9 protein-coding genes and 1 other RNA gene are annotated in these 13,465 nt (G+C 35.6%); all 10 read right to left on the bottom strand.

Going from position 1 to position 13,465, the window contains the following annotated elements; genetic code table 11:
* Positions 1-83: 83 nt before the first annotated feature.
* The 10 genes from NW240_RS03615 to liaF all read right to left on the bottom strand — a co-directional run bounded on the left by NW240_RS03615 (position 84) and on the right by liaF (position 13,365).
* Entirely contained in the window at positions 84-1,874 is a 1,791-nt protein-coding gene (locus NW240_RS03615) for a DUF262 domain-containing protein (RefSeq protein ID WP_258436094.1), read from the bottom strand.
* Positions 1,875-1,907: 33 nt separating this feature from the next.
* Positions 1,908-4,970: a type I restriction endonuclease subunit R gene (locus NW240_RS03620; RefSeq protein ID WP_258436095.1), complete on the bottom strand. Its 3,063-nt coding sequence runs from the start codon at positions 4,968-4,970 to the stop codon at positions 1,908-1,910.
* Positions 4,971-4,985: 15 nt separating this feature from the next.
* A complete protein-coding gene (locus tag NW240_RS03625) occupies positions 4,986-6,227 on the bottom strand; it encodes a restriction endonuclease subunit S (protein WP_258436096.1) in 1,242 nt (413 codons plus the stop codon).
* Positions 6,220-8,793: a type I restriction-modification system subunit M gene (locus NW240_RS03630; protein WP_258436097.1), complete on the bottom strand. Its 2,574-nt coding sequence runs from the start codon at positions 8,791-8,793 to the stop codon at positions 6,220-6,222. The genes NW240_RS03625 and NW240_RS03630 overlap by 8 nt, the downstream gene beginning before the upstream one ends.
* A 628-nt stretch (positions 8,794-9,421) precedes the next feature.
* Positions 9,422-9,784: a transfer-messenger RNA gene (gene ssrA, locus NW240_RS03635) on the bottom strand.
* Positions 9,785-9,876: 92 nt separating this feature from the next.
* Entirely contained in the window at positions 9,877-10,479 is a 603-nt protein-coding gene (locus NW240_RS03640; protein WP_258436098.1) for an ECF transporter S component, read from the bottom strand.
* A 15-nt stretch (positions 10,480-10,494) separates the two neighbouring features.
* Positions 10,495-10,821, bottom strand: coding sequence for a HesB/YadR/YfhF family protein (locus NW240_RS03645; RefSeq protein WP_258436099.1), 327 nt, complete (start codon positions 10,819-10,821; stop codon positions 10,495-10,497).
* Between the two features lie 74 nt (positions 10,822-10,895).
* A complete protein-coding gene (locus NW240_RS03650) occupies positions 10,896-11,528 on the bottom strand; it encodes a response regulator transcription factor (protein WP_258436100.1) in 633 nt (210 codons plus the stop codon).
* The gene (locus NW240_RS03655) at positions 11,525-12,613 is read right to left on the bottom strand and encodes a sensor histidine kinase (RefSeq protein ID WP_258436101.1); all 1,089 of its coding nucleotides are present in this window, start codon (positions 12,611-12,613) and stop codon (positions 11,525-11,527) included. Before NW240_RS03655 ends, NW240_RS03650 begins: the two co-directional genes overlap by 4 nt.
* Positions 12,610-13,365 carry a cell wall-active antibiotics response protein LiaF gene (gene liaF / locus NW240_RS03660; protein ID WP_258436102.1) on the bottom strand — a complete coding sequence of 252 codons (756 nt, stop codon included), beginning with the start codon at positions 13,363-13,365 and terminating at the stop codon, positions 12,610-12,612. The genes NW240_RS03655 and liaF overlap by 4 nt, the downstream gene beginning before the upstream one ends.
* Between the last annotated feature and the right edge of the window lie 100 nt (positions 13,366-13,465).

The raw sequence follows: 13,465 nt of genomic DNA on the forward strand, positions 1-13,465 counted from the left end.
TGGTAGCTAACTTACAGTAATGGTTTAGGTCAAATTTAACGAATAAGCCTATCTTTTATACTATAAATATAGTGCTAAAAATCTTATCTATTAACTATATGATCATACAACTCATTACCTAAAGCTAGCGTTCTTTCTTCTACATCAGTTTTTGTAAAATCATTTTTATATTGATCAACAAATTTTTTTACAGATTTATAATTTGATTCTTTATACTTAGATAATTTTTGTTTAAAATCAAGTTGAGCAACTTGATTGTTAATATTTTCTTCTAGTAAAACCAAATTTCCTATTGATTTAGTGTAATCTTCATCTGTTTCAGGGATAATATGCTCTACCGATGAATTAATTATATCATATGGATTTCCTTCGGAACTAATTTCTTCATATTTTCGTACTATATATTTACTTACTAAATTTGATCGCCTTGTTGTCTTCTTGCTGGTTTTTTTAACATACTCAAAATTTTTAAATCTATCTAAGAATGTCTCTCTATCAGGATACAAATCCTTCATCTCACTCTTAAAATCTTCTATGGATTGATTAATACTTTCGCGATCATCTAATAGATCAATTCTTCGAGCATACTTTCCATATTTTGATTCTAATGTGTTAGTTGGTAATTTTGAGACTGCATTATAGACAAAATGAAATTCTTCTAAAAATTTTGCGAACTTTCGCAATTGTTTAAATTTTATTTTATCTTCTAGATATTTTTCATAAATAACTAACATAACAATTTGAGACTGTGTAACATTAAATAATTGATTTATGCTATTTATAGATAAGATCAGTGATTCTGCATCTTTTTTACTTATACCATTTCCTTTAGGTGATTCTTTGAATAAATCCTCTCTAGGAAACATGATATCATAGTAGTTTTTAGAGCTATTATCTAATTTTTTTAAAAATCCAAAGTAATCCTTCACTTCTATTTTTTCTAAAAAATTATTATATAATTCTTTTTCAGTACTATGTTTATATTTAGAATTCCAAAATTGTCTAAAAAATGTTGCTGTATGGATATACTTACCATCTCTATTTAAATTATTAATTAATTTTTCCCAATAAGCCTTAGCATCATCTCTAGGAACAATATCTTTCTCAACAGAAAAAATTTCATTTTTTATTAAATCTATTGCAGATAGCTGGAGACCTTTGGAATTTATATTTTCAAATATGGTATTCACATATTCTTGATTTCGTGAAGATATATATATAAGTTGATTTTCTAAAATTTGATCTCTTATAAGTCGTATTTTACTTATATGATCATTTGCATCTAATTTGGGAAATTTTTTACATAAGTTTTCATTACTAAATTTCTCATAAAAAAAATCATATGCATTTTTTATTGATCGTTCTTCTGGTGTCAGTGATGCGCACTCAATTTCTTGTATCTCTTTCTGAATAATTTTATATTCTTCAGAATCATCAATTCTATTTTGGATTTTCAGCTGAAAATATGGATTCGCAGTATCATTTTTTAAAACTGCATATTCTTCACCATCATCATTTGATCCGATAACGTATTTCCATATATTATCTGATATATTTTTATTTTTTTTATATGAAAGATCCGCTAATACTGATAATGCAATTGTAAATGTCGTAATTCTTTGTTGTCCATCTATAATTTCTAGTGGTTCCTTATATGAAGTCATATCCCCGATGATTATAATTGTTCCAAAGAAATAATCAGTATTAATATATTGTTCATCCTCATCCAATCCGATATTATCAATAATATCATTATAAAAATCTTCTAATTGGCTATCCTCCCACGAATATTCTCTTTGATACCTAGGAATAATGTACTCTCTTCCGTTTGATAGTAAATCTTTTATTTTTATTCTATCTGATTCAAAGTTCATTTTATTATTACCTCCAATTTGTATTTTACTTATCTACTCATACTTCTTCTTTATCTCCACCATATACTTAGGTAGTGCATCATTTACAAGATGCATGGTATGCATGAGTGGATTGACAGCTTGTTCTCGAGCTTCTTGGTAATTAATACTCCGCTGTAAATCATCAATGTAGGGAATGACATCTTTTTTATTTAAGGAATATTCTTTAACTGACTCAGCTAGTAATTCAGCATCTAATCCCCAGTCTTTTGCAAATTCATTAATTTTTTGCTGGACTTTATTATTTTTCCACGCTTCATATAAGTCATCAAAACGAGAATCGCTAGAAAGCTTTCCAGTTACTAACTCGGTATCGACAAACTCTTTGAGGAGTTTAGCCTGGTTGTCTTCTCCCATATCACTTAATTCTTGAATTTGCTGGTGAATAATACGTAAAGTTTCTGTATCAACGGTTTGAATGCCATCTTCATGAGTCACTCGATCGCCAATCATACCTATAATATAGTCAGCATCAATCACCTGTGTACCTGATAATCTTGTGCGACCGACTAGTGGTTGGATAGGATCAATCTCTCCCGACTCATCATCATCTGGTTTCAAGTTTTTATAAGCCCCAACATATTTCATCCAAAGATGCTCATCAATCCCAAAAGCGAGAATATCCCATGCATACTCATAATACTGCTGAACCGTATTCAACTCTCGATTGGCATGCGTAAATGCTTGGAGGAAATCTTCCATTCCTTTATTATCCTCTTTTAAATTCGCCCAATTAGTTGGATCTGCAAGTATCTCTTGCATCGATTCAACTGCTTCTTTGAACTGATTAACAGCCACATCATAATGTTCAACAATTGCTCGACTACTTGATCCACCCGAGCCATACAATTGCAGTGCTCGGTTCACATTTTCCTCGGTCATTGCTGGATACTTGTAATTAATAATCGTTCCAAACTCTTTCTTTGGACCTTGCACTCGATTCGTCCTTGAGTAGGCTTGAATCAATCCTTGCAATTCAAGTGAACGGTCTACATATAAGGTATTAACATATTTTGAGTCATAACCCGTCAGCAATTGATCCGCGACAATCATTAAATCTATTTTGTTTGGATTTCGTCCACTTCCTCCACGGGTTGAGCGAGCCACTAAATCGCCAAAGTAACTATCTCCATCTTCAGGTCGAAATGTAATCCCAGTAAATTCACCATAATCTTTAAACATCTCTGCAATCACAGATGGTGAAATACCGTCTGGATCATTTTCATTTCCAAAACTAAAGGTCATGGCGATATTTAAATCATAATCCCTCTCAGCCAATGCTTTTTTAAAGGCATGATAATAAGCAATGACGCGTTCTTTATAAGCCACAGTCAAAATGGCATTAAAGACCTTTCCTTGTGATTGAGCTTCCCAGTTTGCTAGTATTTCTTCTACTACTCGTGGAATATGGGTTTCATCATGATAGGTTAATAGTCCCTCTTTCGCAGCTTTGCGTTCCAGTTCTGCATCTTCCAGTTCAAATACTTCTCGTTCAATACTTCTTTGTCCAAGTTCAGGCTTTTCAAGCAGTATTCTTTCAACTAACGCTTCTTTTAAACTTGTATGATCTCTAAACTCTCCCGTATTAATATAATCCACATGGAAGCCTAAAACGTTCCCATCACGTATGGCCTGGTCAATAGTATAGCTATGTAATTCAGGACCAAAAAGTTTTTCTGTCGTATCAATGACTTCACTTTGGGTGTTTATCAATCCCGTTGATTTATTCTCATCATACAAAGGGGTTCCAGTAAAGCCATAGAAGAGTCCGTTTTTCTTGAAGTAACTCTTAATATTGACCATCATTTTACCCATGGTCGTTCGGTGGGCTTCATCAATAATAAAGACTATCTTCTTATCAGCTAGGCTATAATTCTCATGTTCTTTTAAATCCTTCACCAAAGAATCAAGTTTAAAGGTTGTCGTGACAACAATTCCCCGCTGTTTGGATAACATTTGTTTTCTCAAATGATAAGTATGTTTGGTATCATCAACTGTGACCGATTCATAAGCCGCATAGGCTTTAAAGTTAGCACTTGTCGCTGCATCCAATGAACGGCGATCCACTAAAAAGACGACTTTGTCAAAGCCCCCACGCGTAGACAAGAATAAAGCTGTTTTAAAGCTGGTAATGGTTTTTCCTGAACCGGTTGTATGCCAAACATAACCGCCATGACGAATACCATCTTTGCCCCAACCTAAAGCTGCTCGTTCAATGGCTTGAAGGGCATAGACTTGATAAGGACGCATGATCATATGTTTGCGGTTTTCTACATCTTGGGCTTCATCAATAATTAGATAATCTCCTACTAACTGGTGAGCCATTGGAATCATCAGGAAATGTTCGACCACTTTCTGCCAATCATTAATCGGATTATTATCGGTATCTGCCCATTGGAAAACAAAGCTTTTATTAAAGTCATTGATGGATTTAGGTGTCGCAAAGTAACGCGTAGCGACTTCTGACATAATGACCATCATCTGCGAGAAGACCATAAAGTTATTTACGTATTCTCCATCGCGATAATAACGTTTAAACTGTCCAAAGGCTTCATCTAAGGATTTATCCGTTCTTTTTTGCTCAATATTAATCAGTGGCAAGCCATTAATTAACAAGATGACATCAAAGCGATTGCCATTTTCACTTTCCACTTCGCGAGCGATTTGATAGCTGGAATCGCCCCCGCGGACTTGTGACTTTTTAAAGATGGTTAATGTAATTTGTTGGCGCGTTATTCCTGGATGATCCTCTCGGTAAATGCCATCAATCTTACCAGTTGATCCTTCCATGGCGAGAACTTTGGCTGCTTCAAAGCTATTATCAATTTGTTTGACTTTCGTCATGACCTGTTCAAACTCAGCATCACTTAATGGTACACCTTCTAATTGATCAGCATTCATACGGTTTAACTCATGACGCCAATTCTCAATTAAATGATTGACCGTCACTCGTCGTTTATTCCCATCTAAATGGTCGGGTGCTTTCCATTGATATTTTTTCAACTCTTTAACAAAACGATCTTGGAAAGTTTGTTCAGATGATGTCTTCTGATGCACACAGCCTCCTCCTTTCTACACAAACATATCGTTTAAGTAGGCTTGTTTTAGTTTCTTTAACTTTGCTAATTTTTCTTCTTCGATTGAGATTTGATTGTCTAAGTTTTTAAAGAACTGTCCGATTTTCTCTTGTTCTTCTAATACAGGTACTTTAGTTGTTATCTTTGAAAACTCTGTTTTATTTACAATCTGCATAGTTCCTGAAGCAGCTGTTTGCTTCATTTTTTCCGACCAAAAAAAACTTTGAATGAATAAAAAGTAGGGACTACATAAATTCCTATTAGGCACCAATGCATTGATTTGCTGATTAAAACTCCCAGCTCTTCCTAATATTGTATTTTTACCAATACTCGCAATGCTAGTAACCAATATTGTATTTTTTGGAACTACTTTAGAAACTTGTTGTCCTGCTTTGCTTAAATGTCTTTTAGATTTATACGTTATATTTTTATAAATATCTGTTGGCGTAACCCATGGGATACCATTTTCTGAGTAATAAGTTTCATTTTTAGTCGATGGAGTTGTTCCTGTAATAATATCTCCTAAATCACTTAAAGATCTTTCATTCCACGGTTCTGTAAATCCTTCAAATCGTTTTTTCGGATATTTTTCACCTTCTTTTGGAAACATCTCCGAAAGATAAGCCGATTTAATGTCTTTTATTTTGTTTACTTTTGATTGTTGCAATTGAATCATTTCATCAATTTTTTTAAAAAAACTACCTATTTTTTCTTGTTCTGTTTTTGATAATGGATATTTTATACTTACCTTATTTAATCTATGACGAGGTAGTTGCTTAAGAGCAGATCCTGACTGTAATGAAATTATTTGTCTCTGACTATCTTCAGTTTGTAGAAACTGGTGTAAATATTCAGGAGACATTTTATTTTCAGTACGAATTAAACAAATCTGTGCATTTATATTTGCCCCTTCAAATTTTTTATCCACATATGCTATTTTACCAATTTGTCCTCGAGTCGTTATCAATACATCTCGTTCCATCAGATGTCCCGATAATAATTTTGAATGTAATACCGGTGAAATATAAACTAAATCTTTATTGGTTAAATAACCATTCTTCAAATTATTAACTCTCAGAAAAGGAATTCCTGTCTTTATAAACTCATCTGCTCTAGGATATAGCTCACCATAATTACCATCCGAGATATAGAATTTAAACTCATGTAAATCAGATACATCCCAAGAATCAGTAAACCCTTCAAATCTTTTGTTCGGTACTAATTTCTCTTTAATCATCTTCTGTCACCACCAATTGACTGGCCATGTCTTTAAAGCTGGCTTCTAGTTCTTTATACTCTGCTTCTAAAACATCTAAAGTATCTTTGTATCGGTTGGCGAGTTCTTTTAAGGTGTCTAGCTCTTCTTTCAATGGTTCTTCGATGAGGCGAATCATATCTTCTGTTAGATCACCAAACCATTTTTTGTAGACTAATTGATCGATTTCTTCATTTGTTAGCTCTAAAATGCGGTCTTGGACTTTATCATCTAAAGCTTGTGCTTTATCACGTCTGGATCGGTTAATTTTTGTCTGCATAGTTAAGAGGTCGAGAACTCTTTGAACTAACTCATAATCATCGGTACCCTTCTCATGATTTTTAATCACTGAACGAATATTTCCGATGAGGAAAGAAGTCTTACTTGCATTGAGTGTCTCACCTAAAACTTCATTCTCATCCGAATCTTCCACTTGAGCCGCTTCTACAAGCTCATCAAGTGCGGATTCAATTTCAATCATCTCTGCTTCAACTTCTTCAATTAAAGCCTCTTCTTCTGCATACAGTTCTTTACGAATCAAGTCAATCGGTACTAGAGTTCCAACCCAGCCCTTTTGCTCTTCTCGTTGATTTTTACCCGATCCTTTGGTCACCATATTCGGTTCGCGTAAACGGCCTAATTCATAGAAATCTTTAGTTGATATCTTTTCAACATCTTCTGTTAAATGATTCTCCCATAATTCGGCAACTATCTGATAGCCATCATATATGTTTAAATGCTTAAAGTTAGAGAGTAACTCTTTAATCTCCACTAGCATTTCTTCCATCAATGGACGCACATCTGCTGTATCGTCTACTTTCTTTAAGATTGGCCAGTAGTGATTGATATAATCCTTAATTCGTTCGGTCATTTCGTTTGCTTTTGCTTTCATCTCTTCACTGTTTAAGACATTCTCTGTCAGTTCACCCATATCTTGTTTTAACTTAAAGTAATTTGGACGAATTTCCTCTAAGGCATTGCTTAAAATATTTGGTGCAACTTCATTGAGCACAGGAAGATTGTCTATGTTTTGTTTTGGTATTCCACCGTATAAATGGGCATCGACATCATGGGGAATCTCATCATCTGGATGAACCACATAACGAGGAATGTTTAAGTTGTATTCATTTTCAATAATTTCTCTTCGCGAAACATTGTAACTATAGCCTTCAATCTCTTCTCTTGAAACATAGGTATCCACAATTTTCGCGATATCTTTTTCTTCTAAAACATTTTGTTTTCCAACTTTAATAAAGTGCTCTGATGCATCAATCATGAGAACCGATTCATCAAGTGCACGATTTTTCTTTAAAATTATCACCGTTACTGGAATACCAGTATTGGTAAATAAACTAGAAGGTAAACCAATGACCGTATCGATATAATTTTTCTCCAGTAATCGCTGACGGATTTCTCCTTCTGCTCCCCCACGAAATAAAACACCATGTGGTAAAACAATCGCCATGGTCCCTTCTTGCCCCAAGTGAAAGAGTCCATGCAGTAAGAAGGAAAAGTCTCCACGACTTGGTGGTGGAAGGATACCAGCCACTTCAAAACGTGGATCACTCACTGTTAAATCAAAACGATTCCAACCTTTTACAGAGTAGGGTGGATTCATTACGACTGCATCAAATTGAACGCCCTCATTTGGTCGTTCTGGGTCTTCTGGCCAATCTTCAGCTAAGGTATCACCATTTTTAATCGTCATTTTTTCTGGACGAACACCATGTAAGAGTAAGTTCATACGCGTTAAGTTATAAGTAGCTGTATTCTTTTCTTGACCATAGTAAGATAGATTTCGTTGTTGATGGGCATCTAAATGTTTCGCTACTGTTAAAAGTAATGATCCTGACCCAACAGTCGGGTCATAAATCGAACGAATATCTGATGACTTGGCAACAATTCGCGCCATAATCTCACTGACTTGCTTGGGCGTATAGAACTCCCCTGCTTTCGCACCGGATTCCATCGCAAACTGTCCGATTAGATATTCATAAGCGTCGCCTAAGATATCCCCTTCTTGTAAAGAAACCATATTTAAGTCAGCAAACAACATAATTAAAGCTTGAATATTTCGACTACGCTCATTTAAGTTGCTTCCTAGAGCTGTATCCGTCAAATCAATAGTTGAACTTGAGAATAAACCTTTAAAATCATCCGCACCTTCTTCAATCACAATGGATCGTTCAAAATAATGTAGACTATCTGTGACTTTTTGGACTTCAAATTCTCCATCATTAATATCAATTAACCAGCTTTGGTATAAGTATTCTGGCTCGACATAATAGCCAAGCAAGCTTTGAATGGTGTTATTTAAAGCATCCTCATAGGCATCGTGTGCCTCTTTGTATGCTTCTACTAATTCTCTCTCGCTGATATCATTACCCATCTGCGAACTTTCTTTAAAAGTATTGAGTGTTTTATCACTTAAAAACTTGTAGAACATTAGTCCAAGCATATAGTCTTTGTAACGGCTGGCATCCATGGAACCTCGTAGTTCATTCGCTCCATCCCATAGACGACTTTTAATTTCTTCTGATGTTATCATTTTTTGTCCTCTTTTCAATTAATATATTTAATTTTTTATTACAACTATTTCTAGCAATTAATTATACTCATATTATAGTTTGTATTCCCTTTCATTATAAACTATTTCAAGTACTTATTTAAAGCTTCTATTATCATTATTTGTATATATCCACTTCTATAAAGCAATAAAAAGAGGTATAGAAAAACTCTATACCTAAACTAAAATGTTATGTAATTTAAATTCTATTGCTTTCTTTAATTTCTTTCTCTATATTCTCTAACAACGTATCTACATTTTACTAAAGTTTATTAAACTCTATTCAAAAAAAAATCATTCATTGAGGTGTGATTGCTATCTTTGACTTTGACAAGATAGCAGTCAAGGCGTAAGGCTATTACTTGCATATTTTGATTGATGACCATATTCCCATCGATGTGGTGTAATAATTTTACTCTATCGCCTACTTTAGACAATAAAAAAAAAGACCAGCTTTAGCTAGTCATTTCATTTGTCTATGGTGGGGGAAATTTTACATCCTTTTTTACTACCTTACACCCCTTAACGAATGAGGCCAATAAAATTGAATGTGTCCTTAAACCCTATCACAACAGACTTTCTATACCCTTTTGAATTCTTTAAAAACTATTTATGGAGATGAGGGGAGTCGAACCCCTGTCCAAATGTCTCGTCACCAAGGAATCTACGTCAATAGTTGCGTCTATTAATATTTAGCTCCCACATAGCCGACCAACAGGCATCTGTGTTTGCGAGTCTGATTTTCTCTTCTAAGGCTTACAGACGGAAAGACTTAGCGTATCCCACTAATTTGAGACCAGGAACTAACACATGGGCGATGCTAGGCTGATCTTAGCAAGCTGTTTTTAGGCAGCTAAAGCTAAATTGTTATTATTGTTTGCAGTTATATTTAACTGTAGCGTTGGTGAGGTAGTCGCTGCCTACCTGACGCATCCAAGGTTCGAACAACACCTGTCGAAACCATGACACCCCCGATTAAAGGTATAAATATATAATAACACCTCTATAAGGGAAAGTCAAAGAAGGTCAGTCAGTCTTTCGACCGATCTTCTTATGACTTACCACTTATAGGGTTTGAGGTAATTTTTTGACGGCCGCTAATAAAATTGGCGTCACTAAAATGGAAAAGATCATCTCAGGTACACCATTCACTAAGACAATGCCTCCAAGCACCTGCCATAGGGTATCGAGATTGGCTCCACTAATTTGAGAATATTCCGCTTGTTTAAAGAGTCCAATTGCCCCTAAGACGAAGATGGTATTTAAGATGGAACCTAAGCCCCCTGCTATCATATAACGCAAGCGGTCTTTAATTTTATGGTGAGCTTGTTGGGCAAACCATCCAACAATCAATGGCATAATCATCCGTGGTAAAAGTGAAACTAAAGGGGAAGAAAAGACATAAACATACATGGGCGATGTTGGCATCACATAGGCACGAATCAAGGAGTTCAAACCCCAAAACGCTCCAATAATAAAGCCATCTTTAGTGCCTAGCCATAAGGTAGCGACAATGACTGTTACATGAATAATGGTAATATTTAAAGGAGGTATAGCTATATACCCTAGAAAAGGGACCCAAGTTTGTAATAGGATTATCGACATGAAGATACTTAAAATGACTAAGCGTTTAGTCTTCATGGCGTTTTGATTTTGTAATGCTGACACAAGCATCCTCCTCATCTAATGAATGGATTGACCATCCTTAATGTAATTGTAAATCGGTTCATGGAGTCTTTCATCAAGGGCTACCTCTAAATCATAGTCATCAAAAAACCATTCGTCTTCTTGTTCAATAAAGAATAAGACCCCATTCGGCGCTTGATAAGTAACTAAAGGATTTTCCGGCTGAACAGAATCAATGGCAATCCCAAAACCATTATCGAAAGGACTGGATCCATAAATTTTTGTTTTGAAGCGAACACCCGCGCCTTCTCTAAATCCTATTTCTTCTTTGAACCAATCTGCTGCTTTATTTGTTACTGTTAATTTCATATGCTTTGTTGCCATTAAATGCAACGACTCCCTCCTTTATAAATCGACTCTATCATATAGCAATTCCTTAATCTAAGCGAGTTTTTTGCTTAATCCACCAAGTTATGTTGAAAAGCGTAAATAGTCGCTTGTGTTCGGTCATCCACTTCTAATTTGGATAAGATATTGGAAACGTGCGTTTTTACCGTCTTTAAGGTGATAAATAATTCTTCGGCAATTGCCTGATTCGAATAGCCTCTAGCAATCAACTCTAAGACTTCGCGTTCACGATTCGTTAAATCATCATGCAGATGGACTTGTTTTTCTTCGGTTTCGCGGTTTAACATCTTTTGGGTAACTTCATCCTGCATCACACTCTTGCCTTGGTAGGTAGAGCGGATAGCATCGGCGATTTCTTTGGCTGATGAAGTTTTTAAGATGTAGGATTGGGCACCCGCTTCGATGGCTGGATAGACTTTTTCATCATCTAAGAAAGAAGTCACGATGATGATTTTAGCTTCTGGCCATTCTTGCATTATTTTTTGGGTCGCTTCAATTCCATCCATGGTGTCCATGACCAAATCCATCAAAATGACATCTGGTCTCAATTCTAAAGCGTGATGGTAGCCTACTAAACCATTATTGGCTTCGCCAATCACTTCGATATCATCTTGAATGCTTAGGTAAGAAGAAACTCCTAGTCTTACCATTTCATGGTCATCAATTAATAATACTTTTATCATACACTGACTCCTTTAGCTTGCGTTTTATTTTTAGGTTTATAAGGCAACTTAATATCGACAACCGTTCCTTGTCCAGGTGAAGAGATTATTGAAACTGCCCCACCCATCCCCTTCACTCTTTCTTGAATATTGGTCAGACCATAAGAACCTGATTTTTTAGATTGCTTAGTATCAAAGCCACGGCCATCATCGACAATGCGAATGTTGATCATATCGCTAGTTTCTCTCAAATAGACATCTAACTTATCCGCTCGCGCATGCCGCATGGTATTAGATACCGCTTCTTGAATAATTCGAAAGAGATGGTCCTCGATACCTGTTTCAAGTTTGGGATCATCTAATTCCCAAGTCAGCTCTAACGGAATTTTAGCTTGTAATTCGAGCAGTAAGTTATTAATTCCTTGGCGTAGGGACTTCCCTTGTAAATCAACGGGTCGCAAGTGTAAGAGTAAGGCCCGCATTTCTGTTTGAGCATTTCCTATAACCGACTCAATTTTTTCTAGGTTAGCACTCAACTTAGGATTTCCCTCTTTCGGATAGGATTCAGTAATGGCTGATAACATCATCATGGCAGCAAACAATTGCTGCGAAACTGAATCATGGAGCTCGCGTGCGATGCGACTGCGCTCATGTTCAATAATTTCTTCTTTAGTCTCTTCACCTACAAAGACCGGAGCAGCTGTAAATTCTTGCAAGTCTTCGGTCAGATCGACTAAGCGATTGCGCAAGCGATTAATATCTTGGGCCAAGCTGTAGTCTTGTGTATAGAGAGAGGATTTACGATTGGTTTTGTTGAAGATTGGATGATGGTATTTACCTAACAATAGCCAATTAATTTTGGCTCGAATCAGTTCGTAGGAATCGTTAAGTGAAAAAGTAAGGTATAAACTATAGATGACTGAGAAAGCAATAATGATGGCTATGACCCAGATATACAACCGAACGTCCCAAATCTTCATTACAAAAAGGTCTTCAATGTTAAAGGCTGGAAGTTGCCAGACACAAAGCCCCACTACAAAAATACATATCAGCAGTGAAATGATTAACTGATTGAGTAAAATCCGTATCCATAAGCGAAGATTCATAGAATAATCACCTCAACATCTCCTATAAAACTTGAAACAATCACACTTAACTTGCGATTGGCCTGTTGATAGTCAGGACTACGCCATTTAAAGTTTTCCAAAGTTAGTTCATAGTCTTGTGATTCAAATAGAACCCTTCCACTAATTGCGGAAATATTCATTTTTAAGCCGATGTCCCTAGGAATGATTAAACGAACGCGCCCGAACATTTTACGTATGACCACCGTATGTTCACCCGCTGGGATGAGGGTGTTCCCTAAATCGATAATGGAATTTCCGCCAAAATAAACCAAATTTATATCGTCCCACTCGTAAGAAGTCTTAGTGGCATCTTCTCGCATATCAAAAAGAGAACGGTATTCTAAGACGGTGCGCTGCTGGTACTGAGGTTGGACTAATTTAATGCCGTAGTAGTTTTCTGATTCCTTAGAACCAGGATGGAGCACACTTTCAGATAAATTCCCCATCTCATTAATATGCTCTTTATTGAAGATAATTAAGGAGAAGAAGATTGTTAAAAGAAATAGCCAGAATGATTTGGTTAAAACAATGGTCATGATGACTAAGATTAAACCCAGTCCTAAAATTAAACGATTCAACCAATAGCGTTCAATATAAAGGCTCAAACTAATGAGTATAAAGCCTGCTACAAAAAGGCCTAAAAAATGCCAATCTGTAAGTAATTCTAAAAAAATTAAAAAGATACAGAGAATCATTGTCAGAAAGATACGTTTGCGAAAGAAGTCTTTCATTGGAATACTTCCCTTCTATTAAGTCACTTCTATTATTGCACAGAATAAAGGCTGAAAAAAGATAGTTCTTGGCTTATCTTCCATCTATTATAGCAAATAA

The organism is Facklamia sp. 7083-14-GEN3 (assembly GCF_024742075.1).
GTDB lineage: Bacteria > Bacillota > Bacilli > Lactobacillales > Aerococcaceae > Facklamia.